Source organism: Thermotoga profunda AZM34c06 (genome assembly GCF_000828675.1).
Classification (GTDB): Bacteria; Thermotogota; Thermotogae; order Thermotogales; family DSM-5069; genus Pseudothermotoga_B; species Pseudothermotoga_B profunda.
The window spans coordinates 1,021,109-1,045,489 of sequence record NZ_AP014510.1; the positions used below are offsets into that span (position 1 = coordinate 1,021,109).

23 protein-coding genes are annotated in these 24,381 nt (G+C 38.8%); 10 read left to right on the top strand and 13 right to left on the bottom strand.

Annotated elements, in window-relative coordinates:
* Window positions 1-5 precede the first annotated feature (5 nt).
* Entirely contained in the window at window positions 6-992 is a 987-nt protein-coding gene (locus TSP02S_RS04945; protein WP_041082345.1) for a LacI family DNA-binding transcriptional regulator, read from the top strand.
* Here TSP02S_RS04945 and aglA read toward each other — a convergent pair.
* Genes aglA through TSP02S_RS04975 form a run of 6 tightly spaced genes read right to left on the bottom strand, consistent with a single transcriptional unit; the run spans window position 989 to window position 7,600 of the window.
* Window positions 989-2,398, bottom strand: coding sequence for an alpha-glucosidase AglA (gene aglA / locus TSP02S_RS04950; RefSeq protein ID WP_041082347.1), 1,410 nt, complete (start codon window positions 2,396-2,398; stop codon window positions 989-991). The two genes, TSP02S_RS04945 and aglA, sit on opposite strands and share 4 nt — an antisense overlap.
* Complete coding sequence (locus TSP02S_RS04955; protein WP_041082349.1) at window positions 2,386-3,378, bottom strand: Gfo/Idh/MocA family protein; 993 nt, start codon at window positions 3,376-3,378, stop codon at window positions 2,386-2,388. The genes aglA and TSP02S_RS04955 overlap by 13 nt, the downstream gene beginning before the upstream one ends.
* The gene (locus tag TSP02S_RS04960) at window positions 3,375-4,577 is read right to left on the bottom strand and encodes a Gfo/Idh/MocA family protein (protein WP_041082350.1); all 1,203 of its coding nucleotides are present in this window, start codon (window positions 4,575-4,577) and stop codon (window positions 3,375-3,377) included. The genes TSP02S_RS04955 and TSP02S_RS04960 overlap by 4 nt, the downstream gene beginning before the upstream one ends.
* A 20-nt stretch (window positions 4,578-4,597) precedes the next feature.
* The gene (locus tag TSP02S_RS04965) at window positions 4,598-5,410 is read right to left on the bottom strand and encodes a carbohydrate ABC transporter permease (protein ID WP_041082352.1); all 813 of its coding nucleotides are present in this window, start codon (window positions 5,408-5,410) and stop codon (window positions 4,598-4,600) included.
* 14 nt (window positions 5,411-5,424) lie between these two features.
* Window positions 5,425-6,288, bottom strand: a complete 864-nt coding sequence (locus TSP02S_RS04970) for a carbohydrate ABC transporter permease (RefSeq protein ID WP_041084103.1) — start codon at window positions 6,286-6,288, stop codon at window positions 5,425-5,427.
* 46 nt (window positions 6,289-6,334) lie between these two features.
* A complete protein-coding gene (locus tag TSP02S_RS04975) occupies window positions 6,335-7,600 on the bottom strand; it encodes an ABC transporter substrate-binding protein (protein WP_041082353.1) in 1,266 nt (421 codons plus the stop codon).
* Between the two features lie 263 nt (window positions 7,601-7,863).
* Between TSP02S_RS04975 and TSP02S_RS04980 the strand changes: the two genes are divergently transcribed.
* From TSP02S_RS04980 to aar, 6 genes are all read left to right on the top strand, one after another.
* On the top strand, window positions 7,864-8,961 hold the full coding sequence (locus TSP02S_RS04980; RefSeq protein ID WP_041082354.1) for a pectate lyase family protein: 1,098 nt from the start codon (window positions 7,864-7,866) through the stop codon (window positions 8,959-8,961).
* 59 nt (window positions 8,962-9,020) lie between these two features.
* The gene (locus TSP02S_RS04985) at window positions 9,021-10,355 is read left to right on the top strand and encodes a glycoside hydrolase family 28 protein (protein ID WP_082025911.1); all 1,335 of its coding nucleotides are present in this window, start codon (window positions 9,021-9,023) and stop codon (window positions 10,353-10,355) included.
* Between the two features lie 91 nt (window positions 10,356-10,446).
* Window positions 10,447-11,712: an ABC transporter substrate-binding protein gene (locus tag TSP02S_RS04990; protein ID WP_041082355.1), complete on the top strand. Its 1,266-nt coding sequence runs from the start codon at window positions 10,447-10,449 to the stop codon at window positions 11,710-11,712.
* Window positions 11,713-11,757: 45 nt separating this feature from the next.
* Complete coding sequence (locus TSP02S_RS04995; protein WP_041082356.1) at window positions 11,758-12,630, top strand: carbohydrate ABC transporter permease; 873 nt, start codon at window positions 11,758-11,760, stop codon at window positions 12,628-12,630.
* The gene (locus tag TSP02S_RS05000; RefSeq protein WP_041082357.1) at window positions 12,630-13,454 is read left to right on the top strand and encodes a carbohydrate ABC transporter permease; all 825 of its coding nucleotides are present in this window, start codon (window positions 12,630-12,632) and stop codon (window positions 13,452-13,454) included. Before TSP02S_RS04995 ends, TSP02S_RS05000 begins: the two co-directional genes overlap by 1 nt.
* Window positions 13,455-13,469: 15 nt before the next feature.
* Window positions 13,470-14,630: a bifunctional L-alanine/L-glutamate racemase gene (gene aar / locus TSP02S_RS05005; RefSeq protein WP_041082358.1), complete on the top strand. Its 1,161-nt coding sequence runs from the start codon at window positions 13,470-13,472 to the stop codon at window positions 14,628-14,630.
* Here aar and TSP02S_RS05010 read toward each other — a convergent pair.
* The 6 genes from TSP02S_RS05010 to TSP02S_RS05035 all read right to left on the bottom strand — a co-directional run bounded on the left by TSP02S_RS05010 (window position 14,608) and on the right by TSP02S_RS05035 (window position 19,908).
* Window positions 14,608-15,264, bottom strand: coding sequence for a FadR/GntR family transcriptional regulator (locus TSP02S_RS05010; protein WP_041082359.1), 657 nt, complete (start codon window positions 15,262-15,264; stop codon window positions 14,608-14,610). The genes aar and TSP02S_RS05010 overlap by 23 nt on opposite strands.
* A complete protein-coding gene (locus TSP02S_RS05015) occupies window positions 15,261-16,322 on the bottom strand; it encodes a galactokinase (RefSeq protein ID WP_041082360.1) in 1,062 nt (353 codons plus the stop codon). The genes TSP02S_RS05010 and TSP02S_RS05015 overlap by 4 nt, the downstream gene beginning before the upstream one ends.
* On the bottom strand, window positions 16,322-17,281 hold the full coding sequence (gene galT, locus TSP02S_RS05020; protein ID WP_041084105.1) for a galactose-1-phosphate uridylyltransferase: 960 nt from the start codon (window positions 17,279-17,281) through the stop codon (window positions 16,322-16,324). Before galT ends, TSP02S_RS05015 begins: the two co-directional genes overlap by 1 nt.
* Before the next feature lie 5 nt (window positions 17,282-17,286).
* Window positions 17,287-18,396 carry a hypothetical protein gene (locus TSP02S_RS05025; protein ID WP_041082361.1) on the bottom strand — a complete coding sequence of 370 codons (1,110 nt, stop codon included), beginning with the start codon at window positions 18,394-18,396 and terminating at the stop codon, window positions 17,287-17,289.
* A 74-nt stretch (window positions 18,397-18,470) separates the two neighbouring features.
* Window positions 18,471-19,214 carry a protease complex subunit PrcB family protein gene (locus TSP02S_RS05030; protein ID WP_041082362.1) on the bottom strand — a complete coding sequence of 248 codons (744 nt, stop codon included), beginning with the start codon at window positions 19,212-19,214 and terminating at the stop codon, window positions 18,471-18,473.
* A 10-nt stretch (window positions 19,215-19,224) separates the two neighbouring features.
* A complete protein-coding gene (locus TSP02S_RS05035; protein WP_041082363.1) occupies window positions 19,225-19,908 on the bottom strand; it encodes a metal-dependent hydrolase in 684 nt (227 codons plus the stop codon).
* Between the two features lie 251 nt (window positions 19,909-20,159).
* On the opposite strand from TSP02S_RS05035, the gene TSP02S_RS05040 reads away from it, so the two are divergent.
* The 3 genes from TSP02S_RS05040 to TSP02S_RS05050 are packed head-to-tail and all read left to right on the top strand — an operon-like array spanning window position 20,160 to window position 24,023.
* On the top strand, window positions 20,160-21,956 hold the full coding sequence (locus TSP02S_RS05040) for an alpha/beta hydrolase family protein (RefSeq protein WP_041082365.1): 1,797 nt from the start codon (window positions 20,160-20,162) through the stop codon (window positions 21,954-21,956).
* A 13-nt stretch (window positions 21,957-21,969) separates the two neighbouring features.
* Window positions 21,970-23,469, top strand: a complete 1,500-nt coding sequence (gene glpK, locus TSP02S_RS05045; protein WP_041082366.1) for a glycerol kinase GlpK — start codon at window positions 21,970-21,972, stop codon at window positions 23,467-23,469.
* Window positions 23,466-24,023 carry a glycerol-3-phosphate responsive antiterminator gene (locus TSP02S_RS05050; RefSeq protein ID WP_041082367.1) on the top strand — a complete coding sequence of 186 codons (558 nt, stop codon included), beginning with the start codon at window positions 23,466-23,468 and terminating at the stop codon, window positions 24,021-24,023. The genes glpK and TSP02S_RS05050 overlap by 4 nt, the downstream gene beginning before the upstream one ends.
* Here TSP02S_RS05050 and TSP02S_RS05055 read toward each other — a convergent pair.
* Window positions 24,000-24,380 carry a DUF1667 domain-containing protein gene (locus TSP02S_RS05055; RefSeq protein WP_041082370.1) on the bottom strand — a complete coding sequence of 127 codons (381 nt, stop codon included), beginning with the start codon at window positions 24,378-24,380 and terminating at the stop codon, window positions 24,000-24,002. The two genes, TSP02S_RS05050 and TSP02S_RS05055, sit on opposite strands and share 24 nt — an antisense overlap.
* Window position 24,381 lies beyond the last annotated feature (1 nt).

The following is a 24,381-nucleotide window of genomic DNA, read 5'->3' on the forward strand; positions in this document are numbered from 1 at the left end:
TGAGTTTGAAAAAGTTCGTCACTATAAAGGATATAGCAATCAGAGCTGGAGTTTCCATAAACACAGTATCAAGGGCATTGAATAACAAACCAGATATAAGCCCTCAGACTAAACAAAAAGTATTGCAAGCTGCAAAAGAGCTTGGATATATAAAAGACCTCAATGCACTCTCTTTAAAAAATGGAACAACAAAGACTATAGGTGTCGTTTTCGAAGACAGTTCAAACCCGTTTTATGCAGAAGTCTTTAAAGGTATAGAGTACAGTGCGAAAAAGTATGATTATCAAATAATTCTTATGAATACGGAAAGAGATTACATCAACGAGATACAAGCCGTGAAAACTTTAATTGAGAAAAGAGTAGATGGCATAATAATTTCTCCAACCCAGTTTGATGATGAAGATATTAAGCACTTAACAACCCTTAATTACCCTTTTGTTATTCTCGGGGTTCACTTTGAGGATTCTCAAATAGACGAAGTCTACTCTGATGATTTCAAAGGTGGTTATCTTGCCACAAAACATCTCTTAGAGAAAGGCAAGCGCAAGATATTGATGATCAATGGTTATATGTACAAGTCAGTTGCCAAAATGAGATATCTTGGTTACGTAAAAGCCTTGGAAGAGTTCGGGTTACAACCATATAAGATGGTAGAGATTGAAGAAGGCTATGACTCGTGCTTTAACAAGATCATCGAATTGAAAGGTCTTGAATATGATGGAATATTTTGTTTCAACGATGTATTCGCGATCGCTGCACTGAAAGCTTTGCGAACACTTGGAAAGAGTGTACCAAAAGATGTATCGGTCGTTGGTTACGATGATATAGCCTATGCATCATTTGTACATCCAACTATTACAACTGTGAGAATCGATAAATTTCAAGAAGGTACAATTGCTTTTGAATTACTCTATGAGAGACTTAATCAAAGAAGAGAAAAACCAAAACAAGTAATTTTGGATGTTGATCTGGTTGTTAGAGAAAGTACTTAAGATTTCAAATAATAGTTCTTCATTTCTCTGTTAAAAGGCAAATTCAAGATAGCACTTAACACCTCTTCAACTTGTTTGTACGATCTTGTCCTGGGATCTCTTATGAGGATTTCTTTCAGAATATTTATATCACCTGTTTTGAAGGCTTCAAGAGCCCATTTCATTTTCAATATCCTTGGTATTAAGTACATTTGTTTTATCCTTTCAGTCAAATCTGGTTCTATCTTTTCAGGATGGATTCCTTCTTTGTCAACAACAACAGGTACTTCAACGATAACATCATCGGGTAAATCTTTTAAAAGTCCTTCATTCAAAATATTCAAGACAAGTCGAGTTTTTTTATCATTCACAATTGCATTTATAAATGGAATATGCTGTTCTTTGCTTTCGAAATTTTTTGTAAATATGTCCGGCATGACTTTTGTAAGAGTTATTGAAGGGTCTTCACGCAATTCTTCTGCGAGTTTAATGAGTTTTCTTCTGATTTCTCTTAATTGTTCGTAGAATTTGGGCCTTTCAATTTCGTTGTCTATTCCTCCGAATTTTCCATACCATCTTTTCTTAGTTGCAAGGTCATAGTGATATTTCCACGTGCCACATCTGACAGTATCCCCTATGGGTAACATACCATAGAATCTGTACATATCTATCGCAGCTGGAGAGAGATCCACATCCCATGGATCTTGCGGTTCCCACTTTTCAGACTCTCTTTTGATCCATCGATCAAGTGATTCATATCCATTTTTGCCATCACTCTCAAATCTATTCAACCATATTGCATGGTTAACACCGGCCACTTGCCATTTCAATTCATCTGGATCAAAGCCTATCTTTCTTGCCACCTTAAAAATATGGGCATACCCATGACACAAGCCAACGATTTTTACCTTCGTCAGTTCTTTTATCAACTGTGTAATCTCAAATACAGGATTTGATGTCTGCAAAAACCATGCATCTGGACATATTCTTTCAGCTGTTTTTGCTATCTCGAGAGTCATCTTCATGTGGTTATAATTGGTCAGAGTATAATAATCAGAAACCATGTTGAATTCCTGACTATCTATTCCTCTATAGTAGCCATATCTCTCGCCAACTTCCCTGATGATTTCATATTGTACATAACCATCTTCGTGTCCTTGAGCTCTTGCGAGAGCTGTGTTGATAACAAAATCAGCCCCTTTGAGTGCTTCTTCTAAATCAGTCGTACTTTCGATTTCAAAATCTCTTTCAAGTTCTCTTACATATTTTTTTACCAGTAAATATGTTGCATTCAATCTCTCATTGTCTATGTCCATGAGCGATATTTTGACATCTTCCAGCTCCTGTGTATTGGCAAGATCGCCAATGAGTTTTATCGTATATCTCACACTACCTGCTCCTATGAAAGCTATTTTCACTGTTGACATATCTGTATTACCCTCCCTGTATCTGCAGATTCTCTTGCCAGTAAAGCAATCTCAGTCGCCAATATGCTATCTTGAGCTGTTACCATGCAAAATCCCGTTCCCTTTACCTGTGATAGGAATTCTGAAAATATCTGTCTTTCAGGCAATAATGCAATTTCATTTTCACCTTTATCATTGATAACAATTACCTTGTTTTTGAATAATTCAAGTATTCCTTGCGTACCAACAACTCTAACTCGGTCGTCGTCATGAGTTGGTGCTTTATCTGGTCTTAGATAGTCGATACTTATAGATGCAAAAATTTCTTGGTCAAGAACGAAATTACAAAGAGCAGTTACTTCGAGTTCTCCATGATCCCTATTACAAACTTTCGAATGTACGGCATACACACTCAGAAACTTTTTCCCTGTGAACCAGTTTATCCAATCTATGGCATGTATGCCAACCCATGGAATTGTTCCACCGTATAATTCCCTTTTCTTGTAAAATTCTGCTCTTTTGCCGAGTTTGTAAGATTTCTGTGTATTCAAGAGCCTTATCTCGCCGATTTCCTTAGAATCCAGTAGAGCCTTTGCTGTGAGAAAGTGGGCTTTATACCTCAAACCAAACATAGCCGTGAAAAAGACATCGTCTTTGATTGTTTCGTAGAGTCTCTTGATCTTTTCCAAATCTTCCAATGAAGTGGCTACAGGTTTCTCGGCAAAGGTGTGAATTTTCCTTTGAAGTGTTTCAAATAAGATACCAGGATTTCTACCAAAAAAGCTATTCACAACAGCTACATCAGGCTTTTCCAAATCGAGCATTTTTTGGTAATCTTCATATTCCTTGGGTTCTATACCTAATTCTCTTAAAGCTCTTTTTAAAGAAGTCATGTCTTCATTTGCACAACCTGGCGCGATTGCGACGATTTTTGTGTTTTTCTGAAGTCCTTTTAGTACATAATGATAATGCCCACTCGAACCTATTATGCATATCTTCATATGCTCTCATTCCTTATACCTTCATAATTGTTTAGATCAATGGTCTTTCCACTATACGACCATTGGACTTTAGTTTCTGAAAAAAGCCTGTTGTTTTCAAATGATTCCTTGATTACATCAGTCAAATTTTCAACCCAAACAATTTCTTGCTCTCTCTTGATGATTTTTTCTGGAAAATCAACGATCTTTGAAGATTCGTGTGCACCATTTATGACTAAGGTATGAGCGAGTGCAGATTCCAGAGAGCAATTTATGTTTTTTTCGCCACGTACTGCTCGTATAATATCCCATAATTTTTTCATGCTACCGTGATCAATAACACCGTAAAATTGTGTTTCTCCATCGTTGTAAACTGCAACCAATTTATTTTCACCCACTCTTGGATCGTTGAAAATGATTCTCGCTTTTTCAAATTCATAAACAAAATATGGACCAATCTTTTCTTTTGAAGCATGTGTGGCATAAAACAAGATTTCTATGTTTTTTGCCCATATTCTCATACAACATGTATCAAAACTTTCTATCTTGTTTGCCCTGTAAAGTTCTGCCTGTATTGTCTGTGGAAATACTGTGTTTGGTAAATCATCTCCAAGTATAAAAAGCATACTATGCAAGAAATGAGCAGTGGCGTTGTTTGCAACACTGTCTAAGACCCATTTGCCATTTATTTTGATTCGTCCAGCCCATGACGATCTTGTGTAATAAGTGATATCTCTTGGCCAGAGTACCATAGTCTTGAGTCTTATGGGTCTTCCAAATTTACCAGCTAATATGTCTTGTTTTAGTTTCAGAAAGGTAGGATCATAGACCCACTGAAAACCTATCGCAACGATCTTCTCAAAACGATCTCGATATTCAATCATTTTCTTAACTTCCTGGACAGTAGCTGCTGCCGGTTTTTCACAAAGTACATTACTACCGTGTTCCAGAGCCAAACAGGTTTGATCACAATGGTAATGAATGGGAGACGATATTATAGCAAGATCGGCTTTGTGGTATTTGTAGAAATCTTTTAAATCATCATAGATAGGTATTTTCATATCCGCTAAAATGTCATAGAACTTACTTTTTTTCGCTTGTGGGTCAACCACGCCAACGATTTGAACAGAGTAATTTTCTCTTTCTCTTAGAAGATACTCAACATATTTTGCACCATACCCCCCCACACCAACCAGAAGAATCGATAGCCATTTTTTCACACTTTCTCATCCTTTCAAAATCAGTACTTCAACCCGCCAGCCATGATACCTCTCATGAAAAAACGCTGGAAGAGTAAGAAAATGATCAAAGTGGGGATTATCGTCAGGGTAGAGAAGGCGAGTATTGTATTCCAAGGCACTCCACCATATTCACCCTGAATCACTGCGAGTGCGAGTTGAAGTGTGTACAAACTTCTCTTGTTAACAACAAGTAATGGCAAGACAAAGTCATTCCATCTCCATGTGAATGAGAATATGGCAAGCGCAGCAACCAAAGGCTGGGAAAGTGGCATGACAATTTTCCAGAAAATTTGCCATTCATTGGCTCCGTCTATCTTGGCGCTCTCAAGCATTTCATCTGGTATATCCTTCATATACTGTATAGCGGTAAACATGCCTGTCGGTGTGTACACTGCAGGTAAAATGAGACCCCACAAATTATTTATAAGCCCTAATCTCTTTATTATGACAAACAAAGGTACCATTATTACTTGAGCACTAATAAACAGTGTCATCACAACCAGTCTGTTAAGGGCGAGTTTACCAAGAAATGTTCCTTTTGCCAATCCATATCCTGCCATTACACATATCAATACAGTTATTATTGTGGCAACAAGTGAAACAAAGAGTGTATTCTTGAGATATGTCAACAAATCTTGGTTTTTGATTGCCTCTCGATAGCCTTGAAGTGTTGGTGAACTTGGAAAAACCGTTGGAGGATAGTTATACACTTCTTGCAGGCTTTTAAAAGAAGAAGCTATTGAATAGTAAACAGGAAGCATATAGAAAACAAGGGCAACTATCAGAAAGATCCATTTTACTATTTTTGTCATTTGGCACCCTCCAATTATTTAGTTTCTCTTACTCTAAGTGTCATAACTGCAATCACAAAAGATATCAACAAAAATACAACTGACATTGCATAAGCATATCCAATTCTGAACTGTGTGAAAGCACTGTTGTATATATAGAGTGGCGTGACCATAGTTGAATAGCCAGGACCACCACCAGTCAGTACATAGATACCCGCGAAATCTCTAAACACATGAGCTATAGCAGTTGTCAGTACAAGGAGATTAGTGTTTTTTAGAAGAGGAAAGGTCACATACCAGAAGATTTGCCATTTGTTTGCTCCATCTATCTTTGCTGCTTCATGATATTCTTCTGAGATATTCTGAAGTCCTGTGATGAACATCATCATCAAAAGTCCTGTCATCGCCCAGGTTCTGAGTAAGGCTATGGAAAACAAAGCTGGGGTTGGTTTGAGTAACCAACCAACAGGGCTTAGCCCCAAAGATTTTAGAAAGTAATTCAAAAGCCCCAGATCATAAGACAAAAGCCACTTCCACATAGTAGTTCCTGCTACAGCAGGCATCATGTATGGCCAGTAGAAAAGTGCCCTGAGTATCTTTGAAGATCCTGTTTCCTTATACAAAGCAAGCGCAAGAGCTAACGGCACAAAAAAGGTCATCGGTACAGTCAAAATCAGTAATTTTATAGAAACCCATATAGAATTCCAAAACCATTTATCGCCGATCATCAATTTAAAATTGTTCCATCCGATAAACTTAGGTGGTCTGAGCAAATCCCAACTATAAAAACTCATTGCAAAAATACTTATTATGGGAATTAAGATGAATATTCCAAGGAAGATAAGAGCTGGTAGGACAAAAATGAATCTACTTTTCACGAGATTTTTCAAGTCTATCATCCTCCATGCGAACAAGGGGTGCCTGGCGGCACCCCGTCGATCGAAATTATTTTTTGCTACCAAGTTCTGAGAGCAATCGATCGTATTCTTTCCTCAAATTCTTTATCATCTCGTCAACACTGATTTGTCCTGCAACAGCAGCAGATGCTTGGTTCTGAATTGCAGTTTGCATATTTGAATAAAGAGTTGAATTTCTAATAGTCACAACCCATGATGGTGTAACTTCCGCAAGTCTTCCACAAACTGCTTGAACCAAATCCATTATCGGATTATCATACTTGACTACATGTTCTTTATAGGCAGACATGTGGTATGTTGTTCTCAAATAAATATCATATCCAAGACCTTTCCATCCTAACCAGAGTGCAAACTTTGCAGCAGCTTCTTCTCTATCCTTTTTACCTGTTTTGAACGCACCGAAGAATCTTCCACCTTCCAAGCTCAACCATTCAGCATCCTTTGGCAAATAGGCAGGCGCGAAATTCTTACCTGCTTTGAGAAGATCAAGTGTACTCCAACTTCCAGCCCACAACACTGCCGAGAGCCCACCAGTGAAAGCCATGTTTGGATCTTGGTTAGATATCCATTCTGCTGGCACCATGAGGTTTTGCTTAAACAAATCGACAAATTCTGTGAGCATTTGTTTTGCCTTTGGATCTTTATCAAGTGTGAAGTCCAAATTTTCGTCAAGGATCTTTACTCCTCTGATACCAAGGTAATTGAATAACCTCTCAGCGGTGCGCTGCATCGACATTGCGTATGGAATATTGTTGGCTTGTTTGACCTTTTTCAAAACATCAATGAATTCTGCCCAAGTCCAAGGATCGGCTCTGCCACCGAATGGTGGGTAAGCAACACCTGCTTTTTTGAAATAATCGACATTTACCCACAAACATTGCATTGTGAAGTGAAGTGGAACATATCTCACCGCATCTCCTTCCGTAACACGTACTCTCACAACATCATACATTGCATTTTTGAATTGTTCAGGTGTGATTCCAAGATATTTTTGAACATACTGCGTTAGATCGAGCATATACTGCATATACCCGGGGGCATAAGGATATGTTATTGTTACAAGATCTGGTAAATCTCCACCCATGATACCAAGTCTGACTTTTTGCTCATATTGCGCATAAGGTACATCAACAAGTTCGAAATCAACATCTGGATTGAGTTTCTTGTACTCAGCTATAGCCGCTTCAATGCCCTGTCTTTCTGTGCCGCCTCCACACCAAATAACGAGTTTGATGGCCCCCATACTTGAAACAACCAGAACAACCAGTAAAAGTCCGACTAACAACCGCTTCATAGATACTACCTCCCTTCCAGAAGTTGTGGACCAAAAAAATTTTATCAAACCTTATCGATTATTTCAACTAACACCATAGATATTTACAAAGGCAAGATAAACTACACCAATCTTAAATTTATATGAGAAAGACAATGGCTTGCTTTCATAATAAATAACAATACAATTAAAAAGATGGGCATTTAATCTATGAAAAAAATTTTTGTATCTTGGTATATAATTACTAATGGCTTGAAACATCACAAAAGGGAAGGAGGGTTTTTATGTACAAAAAGGCCTTCTTGATTTGTATTCTTCTTTCTGCAATTTCCATGAGTTTCGGCGCTATTCAAGCCAGTTTATCTGACAGTCCAATTGGTTTTGCGAGTGTAAGTGCGCTTGGGCAGGATGGAACTACTGGAGGTTTAGGTGGACAGATCGTTTTTGTGCGGACTGCTGAAGACCTCGAAAAATCAGTTAAAGCTGATGGAAAAATGATTATTGTCGTAGATGGGATCATTGCCTTTGATCCAATGAAGGAAATCCAAGTGACATCCGACAAAACAATAATAGGAATCAACGATGCGAAATTGATTGGTGTAGGCTTCGTCATTAAAAAGCAGAAAAATGTGATCATCAGAAATATTCATTTTGAAGGTTTCTACATGGAAGACGATCCACAGGGAAAGATGTACGATTATGACTACATCAGTGTTGAAAGTTCACATCATGTCTGGGTAGATCATTGTACCTTTGTCAATGGAAATGATGGTGCCGTTGATATTACAAACTTGTCCAACTACATAACGGTATCCTGGTGTAAATTCGTAGATCATGACAAAGTATCCTTAGTTGGTAGTAGTGACAAAGAAGACCCTTCGGTAGCTTCCGAGAGTTACAAGGTCACCTATCATCACAATTATTTTAAGAACTGTATCCAAAGGATGCCCCGAGTGAGATTTGGAATGGTACATGTATTCAACAATTTCTACAGTGCAGGATTCAGGATGGATGTCTCAGGAAATGTAGTCCCGCAGTATGGCATAGCTTCGACCGTTGGAGCAAGAGTTCATGTGGAAGCAAATAATTTCATGGGGTTTGGTGCAAAGTTGATGGAGGAAGCCAACGTCGCCTTTTTACCCGCAACTGTTAGAGCTGGTACCTCACCTGAAGGGTATCTGTCTCTTGGACAAAATGAAGCAAAAAATGTATTTGTTTATTGCAAAGAGCCTGAAGTAAAATTCATCGAGGAAGGAAAACCTGTCTTTAATCCATCGGAATTCTACAAATACACCATCGATGATGCCAACAAAGTTCCTAAGATAGTTGTTGATGGTGCAGGTGCCGGTAAATTGGTCTTTATAGATATTCCAAGTAAATGATCTCAAATGATCTATCAAGAAGGCGGCGTAAAGCCGCCTTCTTTCACGGAGGGATGAGAATGGAACTCGAAAAACAAATTTTGCAAGGAATATCAGAACCAAATATACCTGATAGGAAATTTCTCCTGACAGAATTTGGTGCAATTTCAGATGGAAAAACTGATTGTACTAATGCTTTTAAAAATGCAATCGACACCGTATCAAATCTTGGTGGTGGAAAGATAATTGTACCACCTGGTGAGTACTTAACAGGTTCAATACACATGAAAAGCAACATTGAACTTCATCTTGAGTATGGAGCAAAGATAAAATTTGACCAAGATCCGAATAAATACCTACCCGTAGTTTTGACGAGATTTGAAGGTATGGAATTGTACAATTATTCTCCTTTTATATATGCGAGCGATCAACAAAATATTGCAATCACAGGTGAAGGAATATTAGATGGGCAGTCAGACAATGAGCATTGGTGGTTTTGGAAGGGGAAACCAGAGTTTGGCTGGCACCCAAACCTGCCAGAGCAATCGAGTGATGTGAGAGAATTGCTCGATATGGTGAAAAAACAAATACCAGTTGATAAAAGAATATTTGGAATGGGTCATTATCTGAGACCTAATTTCATACAATTCTACAATTGCAAGAACATAATGGTAAAAGGAGTCACCATTTTACGATCACCGATGTGGTGCATACACCCAGTTATGTGTGTCAATGTGATTATCAAGGATGTAAAAATAGAAAGTCGAGGGCCAAACAACGATGGGATAAATCCAGAGTCGTGCAGTTATGTGCTGATAGAAAACTGTCGCTTTGACACCGGTGATGATTCTATTGCAATCAAATCAGGAAAAAACGAAGATGGAAGGAAAATCAATGTACCTTCACAATACATTTTGATAAGGAATAACATCGTTCTTGGCAAATACAGTCATGGCGGAGTTGTCATAGGTAGTGAAATGTCTGGTGGTATTAGAAATATTTTGGCTTATCAAAATATATTCATTAATCTTGAAAGGGCTCTGAGAATCAAGACCAATACATTGAGAGGTGGAATCATAGAAAATATATCTTTTGTGAATAATACAGCACTGAATGTCTCACATGAAGCCATTGTAATAGACTCATTGTATGACGACGAAACGGGAGACTATCCTCCAGTTATCAAAGATATCTACATAAAAGAATTCAAGTGTATCAATGGAAATTATGGCATGTTAATCAAAACAGCAAAAGGGTGCGAGATTAAAAATGTAACGATCGAAGACTCGCAGATATTGTCAGTCAAAGTCCCTCTGTCTGTAGAAAATGTCGAGAATCTGTCAATTCAAAAAAGCACTTTTAATAACATGAATATCGAACATCTCTCTGCGAGTGGAAATCTCAAATTTCTCTGATTTGATGGGCGAATTGACAACAAATCGCTTGATTTGACACTACTAATGGACTCGTGGTATGATCATAGTACCAAAACCGGGAGGTGAAACCATGAGGCGGCTTTTTGTGGCGGTATTGTTAGCCATCGCAGTAGCGACGACTATCTTTGGGGCAATCACTCTTACAATGGTCGAAACAATAACAAGCCCTGCTCGCACTGAACTTTTAAGACAACTCCTTGATGAATTTGAGGCGACGCACCCTGGAATCAAGGTTGAATTGATTTCTCCACCATATGAGAGTTCTGATCAAAAACTCATCATGATGCTCAACACAAAACAGAAGGTCGATGTCTTTGAAGTGCGTGACAACTTTCTCGCGATCCATGTGAACAACAAGAATTTATTGGATCTCACTGAATTTGTCAAACAATGGGATGGTTGGAATGATCTTCTTGAACTCACAAAAACAGCTGCAACAAAGGTTGAAGGGAAAACCTATTATATTCCTTATGGCTTTTTCATCAAAGCCTTGTTCTACAGAAAGGATATACTCGAAAAGAATGGTATACCAATCCCACAGACAATGCAAGAGCTCTATGAGTCTGCTAAAAAATTAACAGTACCATCAGAAGGGAAATACGGTTTTGCATTCAGAGGAGGAGCAAGCGAACACTCTTTCTCAGAAATAGTGATAATGTCCTACGTACCAAATATTGACCCCAGACCTGATAGAGGTTATCTAACAACAGATGGAGTTCCATATCACGACACACCCGGCGCAATAGAGGGTTTGAAGATGTGGATAAAGTTATATAACGATTGCTCTCCAAAAGATTCTCTGAACTGGGGTTGGGCGGAGCAAGTCAATGGGTTTGTTTCCGGCATGACACCATTTTTGATTCAAGATCCCGACACAGTTCCAATAGTTGAAAGAAGGCTTGGTGATCCAAATCTCTACGGTGTCGCACCTATGCCAGTTGGCCCGCATGGAAAAGTGTATTTAGACTATGGAAATGCAGGTTGGGGTATAGCTTCTTATTCAAAATACAAAAATGAAGCTTGGGAGCTTGTAAAATTTTTGTCTTCTCCTCAGGTAAATGCAAGATTCTCTCAGCTCAACGGAACTATTCCAAATTGCAAATCTGCCTTTGCAGATCCATATTATTCAACAGGTCCTTACAGAGCATGGTATGAAGAGTTGACCAATCCTTCCAAATATATCTTCTACGAAAGGCCTGTTCACATGTCTGGTTTTCCGGCTTATGCAGAAAAACACAAGAACGATATACAGAACATTATTTTGGGTAAGAAGGATCTGAATCAAGCGGTAAAAGAATGGGCTGAATTTTGGAAGAAAGAATACGGTATAAAGTGATTTAGGTGGGGGTTTTCACCCCCACTTTAAGGAGAGAATTATCTCATGGTTAAGGATAGAAAATTCATTTTTTTCATGATTTTGCCAAGTTTTTTATTCATAAGTATTGTCACTTTTTTACCAGCCATTAGATCGATTTTCATGGCTTTTCAAGATTACAATATGTATTTCTTGACCAAGAAATTCATTGGCTTTAAAAATTTTACCGATGCTTTTGCCGATCCCATTTTTGTCCAAGCTTTAAAGAATACCATGATTTGGGTTTTACTCTCACTTCTTTTGCAATTTATTCTGGGCTTTTCATTGGCTCTATTATTGAGAAAACCATTCAAAGGTAGAGGTATATATACAGCACTTGTCTTTTATCCCTGGGCAGTCTCTGGTTTTGTGATAGGTCTTCAATGGCGGTGGATGTTTCATGGCTCTGCTGGGGTAATAAATGATCTTCTTTTGAAAATTGGACTCATAAAAGAAAGAATAGCATTTCTTTCAGATCCACATTATGCACTGTACTCAGCAATAGTGGCGAATATATGGTATGGTGTTCCTTTCTTTGCCATCATGCTTCTTGCCGCTCTTCAATCTGTACCGCAGGAATTGTATGAAGCAGCTAAGATAGATGGAGCAAATGTCTTTAGACAATTTTCCAACATAACAATTCCCTATGTGAAACCAGTAATAGTGAATACCACACTCATAAGATTCATCTGGATTATCAACTTCCCCGATATTATCTTCTCAATGACAAACGGTGGACCCGCTGGTAGTTCGCATATTCTCTCTACATTGTTAATAAGCAAAGTTTACAATGAATATAACTATGGAGTAGCTTCTGCCATCGGAGTAGTTATAATGCTAATCCTTGTGACGTATGCGTACTTGTACTTGAAATTCAGTCATGTTGAGGGTGGTTTTTGATGAAAAAACTTTTCGTTGCCCTTAGGATATTAGCCTTAGCTGTCTTTCTCATATGTGCACTTTTCCCACTTTACTGGACACTCGTTACTTCACTCAAAGGGCCAACAGAGATGTACACCTATCCCATCACATATTGGCCAAAGCATATTACCTTTGAAAATTACAGATATCTTTTGAAATCATTGAACTTTACAAGATATACAGCCAACAGTGTATTTGTTTCTCTATTTTCAGCATTGATTGCTTTGATCGTCGCTTCTTTCAGTGGGTATGTTTTGGCAAGAAAACAATTTTTAGCCAATAAAGTACTGTTTTTTCTGTTATTCATAACACAGATTATCCCTGGTTTCATGCTCATGTCATCGATATATGTAATGTTCGGACCAATAGGTTTGGTTGACAATCTTTTTGTGTTGATCTTTCTATACACCGGTATAATGGTACCTTTTTCATCGATCATGATGAAGGGATTTTTCGAAAGGATACCTGAAAGCATTGAAGAAGCCGCTTTAATAGATGGTTGTAAGAAACTTCAAATGCTTTTTAAAGTGGTTTTCCCAGTTACTGCACCCGGGCTTGCAGCAACCTTTTGCTTTGCCTTTGTAAACTGTTGGAACGAGTTGTTCCTTGCAATTATGCTTTTGAACAGTGAATCCAAGAAAACTATTCCCGTTGGTTTGAATTCTTTCGTTGGTAAGGCAGATATAGACTGGGGTGCAATGGCGGCTGGAGTGTTGATTGCTTTATTACCAGCTATGTTGATCTTTGCATTTGCTCAGAAATACATCGTTCAAGGATTGACACAAGGCGCAGTAAAAGAATGAGAGGAGGAAAATTCCGTGGATATCACCCAGATTCTCCACAGTTATGCAGAAGAAGGTTTTTCGTACAACCCTGTCAGTGTCCCAATATATGAAACATCGATATTTTCTTTCAAAAATTTTGAAGAGTTTCAAAATTCATTACTCAATGAATTTGAGGCGCATCTTTACAGCAGAGGCAAGAATCCAACGGCAGAAGTAGTAGAAAAAAAGTTAGCAGCACTGGAGAAAGCAGAGGATGCAAAATTGTTTGCCTCTGGAATTGCAGCAGTTAGTGCCGCAACGATGGCATTTTTGAAAAGTGGAGATCATGTTGTTTGTGTAAAAGATGCTTATGGGTGGACAAGTAAACTTTTTTCACAATATTTGAAAAGATTCGATGTTCAAGTGACGTTTGTCGAGGGAATCGATCCGGAAGATTTCATAAAAAATACAAAGCCCAATACGAAACTCTTTTTCCTTGAAAGCCCAACAACTTTCACGTTTAGATTACAAGATTTAGTCCAAGTTGCAAATTTTGCAAGGCAAAATAACATAAAAACAGTTATAGACAACACTTGGGCGACACCTGTGTTTCAGAATCCAATTGAATTGGGAATAGATTTGGTTGTTCACTCTGCCAGTAAATATATTGGGGGCCACAGTGATGTAGTGGCCGGTGTAGTAATAGGCAAGAAAGAAGACATAAGACACATTTTCAACACTGAGTTTATGAATATCGGTGCAACAATAGGACCATTTGAAGCTTGGCTGTTATTGCGAGGTCTTCGCACAATTCACGTCAGGATGCAAGGACATATGGAGAACACCTTGAAGGTTATAGAATATCTCCAAACAGTCCCGGAAGTCGAAGAAATATTCTATCCGTTTTATTCTAAGCATCCCCAGTATGAACTTGCCAAAAAGCAAATGAAAGGTGGGAGCGGCTTACTCAGTATAAAACTCAATGTAAAAAGTTTAGAAAATGTAATTACTTTCACAAATACCTTGAAGATATTCAGAAGGGCTGTGAGTTGGGGAGGATATGAAAGTCTTGTCATGCCTTATGCAGCTACGAATAGAGATGGTTTGACAGAGAAGAATAAAATGATACGACTTCATATAGGATTGGAAAATCCGGATCTTTTGATTAATGATTTGCAAAACGCGTTTCAAGCTATGAAGAAAGTAAAACTTTGATATCCATTTCGATGATCATTCGTACTAAGAATTTTGCCCTTGAAACGTCTTTTTGGGCAACGGCATTTAACAATTCCATGTGGTAGGGCAGACTTGCCCTACCAAAGGTTCTTTCAACGAATGGGGGATGCCATATAGCGCTTAAAAGGTCGTAAAAGGCTTCGAAGAAATTCATCAACACGGTGTTCCCAGACATCTCAAAAAACCTCTTGTGAAATTTCATGTCTTCATCTGGATCAACAAGATCAAGATTTCTCAGCTCATCGATTGCCTTTAGAAGATCATCCTTTGATGAGTTTTGAACAGTTAATTCAACCGCGAGTTCTTCCATAGCTCCTCTGACTCTCAATAAATCTATTATGAAATCCCTTGATGGAGAAAATTTCACCGAGAAAGAAGCTTCGAAAGAAAGTTCGTGTAGATCACTTGCGACAAAAATCCCTTTGGGGGCTTCGACTTTAACAACGCCTTTTTCCTCCAATTTTTTAATTGCCTCACGAACAGTGGTCCTGCTCACTTGGAAAAGCTGAGCAAGTTCTCGCTCAGAAGGAAGCCTATCTGATGGCCTGAGTCCCATTCTGACTATGTACCTTATTATCTCGTTTTTTAACCATTCAGATGATGTTTTTTTCATTCGACCACCATATGCACTCCGTCGTTGCTGTTTATTCTGATCAATGTTGGTTTCTTGCCAAACCTTTCAAAGTAGCTTTTTTCCAATTCTTCAAAAGCTCCTTTTATACAACCAGCTCTGGCGAGTACAAGAACACTACCACCAAAACCCCCTCCGACCATTCTGGCTCCAAGTATTCCAAGTTCACCTCGCAAAAAACCAACTATGAAATCTGTCTCATCGCAGGAAACTTCATATAGGTCTCTCAAACTCACGTGGGATTCATACAAAAGACTTCCTAATAAGAAGACTTCCGAATTTTTCAATGCCCTCACTGAGAGTGTAACACGTTTGTTTTCATCAAGAACGTGCCTTGCTCTTTTTCTCAATAGTGGGTCGAGCCTTGCCAGATCATCATAGCTTATATCTCTGAATGACTTTTTATTTAATTTTTTGAGAACGGTTTCACACTCTTCGCGCCTTTTGTTGTATTCAGACGAAGATAGTTCATGCTTTGTGTTCGAATCTATCAAAGCGAGTTCGAAATCGTTCAAATTCAATGGCACGTATTCATATTTAAGGTTTGAAGTATCAAGAAAGATCGCAAAATCTTTCTTGGCAAAGACCGCAGTGAATTGATCCATCACACCACATCTGACCCCAACAAATTCTCGTTCCGCCTTCACTCCAATCTGAACGAGCTTTATCTTATCGAGCTTTAAGCCGAAAACCTCGCTTATCCCATAAGCAGTTGCTATTTCCAATGCTGCAGAACTTGAAAGCCCGGCTCCAACGGGAAGGTTCGAAAAAACATTGACCTGAACAGGTGTTGTTTTGTAACCTTCCTGTTCAATAGCCCAAACAACTCCCATGATGTAGTCTGTCCACTTGCCAAGTTTTTGAAATTTCTCAAGTGAAATTGTTTCGTTCATCATTTGAGAAGTGAATATGTATTTATCGCTTGGTTTAATTTCGACCTCGACGTATTTATCAATCGCAAAAGGAAGAACAAAACCATCGTTGTAATCTGTATGCTCGCCTATTATATTGACTCTACCGGGTGCTCTGAATCTCGGCATTAAATCCCCTCCACTTGTGTATTTCTCAATATCTCCGCAGCCTGTTCAGGTACCACAGGGTTTATGAAAGCCCATGTACCTGTCTCGACGCTTGCCATCCATTTTATTTTGTCTTTGTCTCTCTTTGGTGGATTGAACTCAACATGAAAATGGAACAAATCATCTTCTTCAGAACAGTTGAAAGGTTTTTGAAAAAACATCATCATGTAAGGAAACTCTTGGTCAAAAAGTTTATCGTACTTTGAAGTGACTATCTTCAACATCTTTGCAAAATCGACTTGTTCTTCGTTGGAAAATTCATATATCGCACCGATATGTCGTTTTGGATAGATGTGAACCTCAAAAGGAAATCTCGCATAAAATGGCACTAATGCCACAAAAAATCGCGTTTCATAGATTATTCTTTCTTTTTTTGAAAGTTCATTCTCGATTATCTGGCATATCACGCATCGCTTTTTTTCCAAATACCATTTTTTCATTGCCTCTATCTTAGCTACGATCCTTTTTGGCAGGAATGGGAAGGCATAGATCTGTCCGTGTGGATGTGGTAAGCTCGCACCAACTTCTTTGCCTCTGTTTTCGAAAATAAAGATATATTTGACAAAGTCATGCTTTGAAAGTTCAATAGTCCTATCTATCCACATTTCAACGAGTTTTTCTATCTGCCTTAAAGGCATTCCAGGTAAAGCCGTGTTGTGATCTTTTGTGTAAACGACCACTTCACAAACACCAAAAGATCTGGCTTTTTTATAGAAATCGTCTTCGTCAACTTGTGGTGGATCTTTTTTCAAAGCTGGGAATCTGTTCTCAAAGGTAACAAGATCGTATTCCTCGGGAAGTTCGAGACCACCAATACATATTGGACAGCTCTGCTGTGATGGCTGTACTGGTCTTTTCTGAGTTTCTGCAGAAACAATGATCCACTCATCAGTCAATGGATTATACCTTAATTCAAGCAACTCTCTCACCCTTCACGGTAAAAATAAAACGATCTCCCATCTGGACGGATTTTAGCTTCTTTGATCAAATGCGACGTTGATTCAACCTGTATTCGAATCTGTCCTTCAGTCACAAATAACCTTTTCAGAGTATTGGTTTTATCAAAACACAATAATTCAAAACCTTCATCGCTCATCTTTTCAAATCTACAAAATTTCGCATACTCTATTCTCTCAAAACTCCCGTTGAAAACCACACCAAAGCCAAGAGCCTCACAAAGATCAAGTGTTTCTTTGTGAAGACTGTTCATCTCAAGGTACAGTCTCATAACTTTCTGTATCAGGCTCATTCTCAATAAATCTTCTAATCTTTCATTTTTTCCCACAACAAGACCTTCTATCAAGCCGGCAGCATCCAACAAAGATACATTTTTTGCAACAACGATTGAATCTTTTAACACATTTCTAAGTGATTCCACATCTTCTCTTTTCCTATGTTCGAAATCAACTAAGAAAAATTCAAAACCCATTTTTTTGAATTCACCAATATCTGGATCAGAAAAATTCACAGCGATACCCGGTAGAAATCCGTTATCTTTGCACAATTGCACAAATTCCTTTGTCCTGTCTATTTTTCTGAGAAGTAGTACCTGAATACCTTTCTCTTTTGCGCGTTCTATTAATTCATCTTTTATATTCTGCACAGATAAAACACTGTAAGGCTTTGAAATACACCCAATTTTATTCTCAAAGGCTAAAAGCTTTGCGTATTCTTTCAGCAAAAGATATCTATCATGAGCTTGTAGAATCACAAAGGGATCGAGATCTATCTGATGATCTGTCTTTTCAGAGATTTCGATATATCCAGTGAACTCATCACCCTTGCGTTCAATTCTGATATTCCCATTTTCCCTACTCAGAAAACCGATGAGTAAATCATCATTGAAAATACACTGATCGCCGAAACATTCTGCTTGGGGAAGAACGACCCTGAAGACCTCTATTGTACCAAAGCCTTTTATTTTAGCGCGAAAGACCTTACCGAGCTGAGTGTTCTCAGATGAAAAAACAAGTTCGTAGTTATCTTTTTTTTGGAAAACCATTCCATCTTTGAAACTCAAGCCATAAATCAACACAAAAAATCGCCTCTTCAATTAGAAGATACTCTTTGAAGTTATCAAAAGTTTTTAGAGCGTGTTTCAATCAAAGTTCAGAAAATCTCAAAACCCGCAGATAAGTTGAATTCTCCATTGTCAAGAAGCGTGCAGATTATATTATAACTACCTGGTTGAAGAGGTTCGTTAATTTCAACAACGGCAGCTGGATATGTAATGGCTTGTGTAACAGGCGTTGAAGGCGAAGGTGATTGTACGTGAGCCTTTATTTGTATTGTCTTGTCGACCAAGTCAACAGAGTCTACAACTACTTCATAACCGCCTGTGTTTTTCCTACCGGCAGATATCATGATTAATATTTTTTCCCCTGCTTTGAAAGTCTGCGTCAAGACCATTTGGCTGTTCAGTACATCTAATGAAACTGAATCACTTCCCCGCGTCGATTTAGTCTTGTAAGAAAAGCTACCAAAAGATATCTCATAACCACCAACAATAATTTTAGAAACTCCCTTAGGTAGAATTAGAAGGTGTTGAACCATGTAAGTATAAATTCCACTTTTCTTAGCTGGTAATTCTATCTCTCCATCAAAATCTTGAGCGATGACCCTGACTTTGAAAGATTTCGTTTCACTAATCTGAACCGGCGTAAACAACCAACCTTTGAGCAGTAAAACGATCTGTTCAGATTTTGAAAGTATCATATACTGGAAATTTGCGGATTTTGAACCTATTGACTGATAAAGCTCCTGTGGGAAAACAAACTCCACAGGTGTGTAGTAAATCATACCCGCCATATAGATCGCTCCAAGCAAAAGAATCGCACAAACAAGGGTTCGCATCTTAATCGCCTCACAGTTCAATCGTCTCACCGGGTTCCATTACATGACATTTGATTTGTAATTTCTCGATTTCATGCTTGAATTTCTCTGGATCTGCCTTTATGAGCTCCCAAGTGTTGAAGTGTATTGGCACAACCAATTTAGGTTGAATCATCTTGACAGCTTCAACGGCATCCCAGAGATCCATCACGAAGTTACCACCTATTGGGAGAAAGGCTGCGTCTATTTTTTCCTTTTGCAACAGCTCCATATCTTTTGTTAAACCCGTATCTCCTGCATGGTAGATCTTCTTGCCTTCGGCTTCAATCAAAAAACCACAAGGATTTCCCGCATAAACAGGTAATTCCTTCTCGATCAGGCTTGAGCCATGAAGTGCTGGTGTCAACTTCACACTCCCGAATTCAAAGACATACTTCCCACCGATGTGCATGGGGTGAGTAACAATGCCATGTCGTGCTATGTAACTACACAGTTCGAAGTTAGCTATCACAGTTGCTCCATCAGATTTTGCTATCTTTACGGTGTCTCCAAGATGATCTGCGTGACCGTGCGTGACCAGTATGTAATGTATCCTTGGCAGGTCTTGTAATTTCACGGGACAACATGGATTTTCACTTATGAATGGATCGATTATCAGATTTTTTTCTTTGAGTTGAATCAAAACAGCTGCATGACCAAGATAACGAATTTTCATCTTTATTCACCTCCACATATATTTTAACGCACGATTGACCTTCAATCACCAAACTTTGCCTCAAAAATTTCAAGAGATATTCATGTGTTGTGACTTGATAATTCGTTGACAGAACATTTTGTGCGGTGTATAATAAATAATCGTATAACAATAAAAGATATTCAAATGGTATGGTGGGAGAGCGGGAGAAAGCCATATCTCGATATGAGGTATGGCTTTTTTATTTCAAAAACGTCGAGGGAGGTGTATCTATGCGTAAAGGTGCTGGCTGGGTGATTCTTTCACTTGTAATTGTTCTGGTTGGTGCATTGATTGCATTCTTTGTGCAAACAGATTTTGGGAAAGTCAAGGTCAAAGAACTGAGATTTGTAAGTAGCGATGGAAAGATTTTAAGTGCCTTGCTGTTCATTCCAAAAGGTGTCTCAGCGGAAAAACCTGCACCAGCTGTCTTAACGATGCATGGTTATATCAATTCGAGAGAGACACAGAGTGGTTTTAATATTGAATTTGCAAGACGTGGTTATGTGGTTATGGCTATGGACATGGCCGGCCACGGCTATTCTGAGCAAGTCAAAGGCGGACTTGCAAATCCTGCTCGTGGTGCAGATGCTGGATTACTGTATCTTGCAAGTCTTTCATTTGTCGACAAAAACAATATCGCAGTTGAAGGACATTCGATGGGTGGATGGTCTGTCCTGAGTGCTGCAGGTAAATATCCAGATCTTGTAAAAACGGTGATTTTAGAGGGTTCCTCCTCTGAAACATATGGCTCTCCAAAGGTAACTGCAGAAACTCCCTTCAATTTTGCAGTTGTGTTCAGTAAATATGATGAATTCAGCAGACTCATGTGGGGTGTGGAAATCCCATCCGACATAGTCAAGACGCAAAAACTCAAAGCTGCATTTGGTACCACAGAAGATGTCATACCCAAAAAACTTTATGGTTCATTTGAAAATGAGAGTGCAAGAAAATTATATATACCAAATTGCACGCATCCAGGAGATCATCTTTCAAAAGAAGCAATTGGATATGCAATAGAATTTTTGCAAGACTCGATAACACCACCCAAATTCATAGATCCAAATAACCAAATATGGCCTTGGAAAGAATTCGGAACATTATTGGCATTAATAGGTGGCATCATGTTCCTACTCAGTTATGGCTACTGTCTACTCAATAGCGCATATTTCTCATCTTTAAGAGGAAGAGTTGCTAATTTTAAGGATGTTAAAAAACCAGTAAGTATTATTGTCTGGCTTATTGGTTTTGCACTTGTAACTGCGATACCAGCTTTCACATTTTTCAAATTTCAGCAACCTGGAGGCAAAACACCAACGGCTAATGCCTTTTGGCCACAGAGTTTGACCATAGGTTTTGCAAGATGGGCAACTTTTAATGCACTCATAGCGATTGGTTTGTTCATCGTTTGGCATTTTGTATATCACCGCAGAATAGGTGGAAATCTGGTAACTTATGGTTTGGCAACAAATCATGATAAGCCAAAATTCTCTTTAAAACAACTTTGGAAGGCTTTTGCTTTAGCTGTTTGTGTTGTCTTCACGACACACATAGTTTTGTCGGTTGTTCAATGGGCATTCAAAGTAGATTTCAGATGGTGGGTTTTAGCGTTAAAACCAATGGACATAGCTCGATTCTGGATATTCATAAAATTCCTACCTCCGTTTGCTCTATTTACATTTGTCAACGCACTTGTTTTGAATGGTCAACTCAAGGCAAGAGAATTTAAAAATGAAGCCACATCAACTGCCGTATGGATGATCAGTTCAGCCCTTGCGAATTCTCTTGGTATAGCAATCTTGGTGGCATTGCAGGTTGGAAAACTATTTGCAACTCAAACACTGTTTTTCCCAACTCAATCGCTATTGGGAATAGTTGCATACCAATTTGTCTTTTTAACAGCCGTTTGCGGTGTATTTTCTTCTTTCTTCTATAGAAGAACTGGTAGCATATATGTTGGAGCCTTTATAAATGCCTTGTTTGTAACCTGGTACATCGTCGCAGGTCAAGCTATACAATTTGTCGCATAAGGGGGTATCAAAGGTGGCTGAGAAGTATATTCTCGCATTAGACCAGGGAACAACCAGCTCAAGGGCGATAATTTTCGATCACAGTGGCAAAGTTATGTCTATGGTCAATCAAGAATTCGATCAGATATACCCAAGACCAGGTTGGGTAGAGCATGACCCTATGGATATCTTGGAATCACAGATAAGTGTTGCGAAAAAGGCTATGAGAAATAGTTCGATAGAACCACATCAAATTGCGGCAATAGGCATAACCAATCAAAGAGAAACAACCATATTATGGGACAGGAAGACAGGTAAACCTGTATACAATGCGATAGTTTGGCAATGTAGAAGAACTGCAAATATCTGTGATGATTTGAAAAATCAGGGTTATGCTCAGAAAGTAAAAGAAAAAACTGGTTTAGTCATAGATGCGTACTTCTCGGCCACCAAATTGAAATGGCTCCTGGACAATGTAGAAGGCGCAAGGGAAAAAGCGAAAAAAGGAGAATTACTCTTTGGTACTGTTGATACCTGGCTCATTTGGAACCTAACTGGCGGGAAGGTTCATGTAACAGACTACTCAAATGCGTCAAGAACAATGCTTTTCAATATAAACACATTAAACTGGGATGAAGAGTTGCTTGAATTATTTGATATACCAAAATCTGTCCTTCCTGAAGTTTGGCCATCGAGTTGTAAATATGGTTACACGAGTGATGAAATCTTTGGGGAAAAGATACCTATCTCTGGAGATGCGGGTGATCAACAAGCGGCACTCTTTGGGCAGGTTTGTTGTGAACCAGGTATGGTGAAGAACACCTATGGTACAGGGTGCTTCATACTAATGAATACAGGTGAAAGACCTGTTCGTTCCCAATCTGGCCTTTTGACAACTATTGCTTGGGGATTGGAAGAGAAAAAGGTGTGTTATGCACTCGAAGGCAGCGTTTTTGTCGCAGGTGCTGCTATTCAATGGCTCAGAGACGGTATTAAATTGATTGAAAAGGCTTCAGATACGGAATATCTTGCATCGGCTGTTCCAGATTCTGCTGGTGTCTATTTTGTGCCTGCTTTCGTTGGTCTTGGTGCACCTTATTGGGACATGTATGCGCGTGGAACAATCGTGGGTATAACAAGAGGGACTTTGAAAGAGCATATCGTTCGCGCAACTCTTGAATCTATTGCCTATCAAACAAAAGACGTCGTTGATGTAATGTCGAGCGAGTCAAAGATTGAGCTTAGATCTCTGAGAGTAGATGGTGGCGCTTCTGTGAACAATTTTCTGATGCAATTTCAGTCAGATATACTCGGTGTGCCTGTCGAGAGACCAAAGGTAAACGAAACTACCGCACTTGGTGCAGCGTATCTTGCTGGGTTAGCTACAGGCTATTGGCAAAATCACGATGAAATAAAGAGGCAGTGGCAACTTGACAGAAGATTCGAGCCGAGAATGAATTGTGAAGAAAGACAAAGGTTATACTCAGGATGGAAAAGAGCAGTCAAAAGGGCAACCAGGTGGGTTGAAGAATGATAAACTACTTTGAATTTCCAATAGTTCCTGCTATCAGAGAAGATACTTCAATACAAAAAGCACTTTCGTGTAAGGCAACCTCTGCCTTTTTATTAACAGGAGACATTATGGAACTTGGTCAAATCATACAACTCTTTCACAATAGTGGCAAATACGTCTTTGTGCACATAGATCTGGTTAAAGGACTTGGTAAAGATGAAGCCGCATTGAAATTTCTCAAAATTCAACTCAGAGCAGATGGTGTGATAACAACAAAAGGTAATCTCGTAACTTTTGCAAAGAAAATCGATCTTGTCCCCATTCAGAGAATCTTTCTTCTTGATTCTCAATCTCTTGTTACAGGCATCCAGCAAGCTAAATCACATACTCCAGATTACATAGAAGTATTACCGGGATTGTTACCCGATCTCATAAAGCAAATAAAAGATGAAACAAAGATTCCCGTCATAACAGGAGGACTCATAAAAACCTTAAATCAGGTTAAAGAAGCTTTGATTAAAGGTGCAACGGCAGTCTCAACCAGTGAAGAGTCACTGTGGAATATCTCGCTCTGAATTTTTCAAAACGGTTCTCGTCGCGATGACGTCCACACCTGTATCAAAGATGTTTTTCAAGATAACGTCCCCAACTTTCACGGGGGCGTTTACTTTTATCTCTCTGAGTTTTTTCATCAAATGTGGAATATACTTTTTGGGAATCGGTGCAGAGGTTTTGACTGATGCGAGTGGATAATTTCCTCCTACGACCCTGACACTTGTTGGAACAACTCTTTTTGGTTCTTTGAGTTCATCTTCGAGATATGCAAGGCCTCTTGGGCATTTGTTACCCTCTATTTTTACAATCTTTCCATCTATCAACTCGAATTTTATTTTACATCCCACAGGACATTGTACACAAACTACTCTATTCATC